Source organism: Limosilactobacillus reuteri (assembly GCF_020785355.1).
Lineage (GTDB): Bacteria > Bacillota > Bacilli > Lactobacillales > Lactobacillaceae > Limosilactobacillus > Limosilactobacillus reuteri_I.
Genome location: NZ_JAJGVH010000013.1, coordinates 1 through 209 on the forward strand (window position 1 = coordinate 1; position 209 = coordinate 209).

Below are 209 nucleotides of genomic sequence, written 5' to 3' on the forward strand. Positions count from 1 at the left end.
GTCTACCTCTTGCTAGCTATGTATTCACTAGTCAAGTAATCAGCGACTAAGCTGATTGGGTTGCCCCATTCGGAAATCTCCGGATCAAAGCGTACTTACCGCTCTCCGAAGCATATCGGTGTTAGTCCCGTCCTTCATCGGCTCCTAGTACCAAGGCATTCACCATGCGCCCTTCATAACTTAACCTAAACAATCAAAGATTGTCTGAT

The 209-nt window shown here is 46.4% G+C and carries 1 rRNA gene; it reads right to left on the bottom strand.

Going from position 1 to position 209, the window contains the following annotated elements:
- A 23S ribosomal RNA gene (locus tag LMB56_RS00065) occupies positions 1-186 on the bottom strand; the annotation flags it as partial.
- Positions 187-209: the final 23 nt, after the last annotated feature.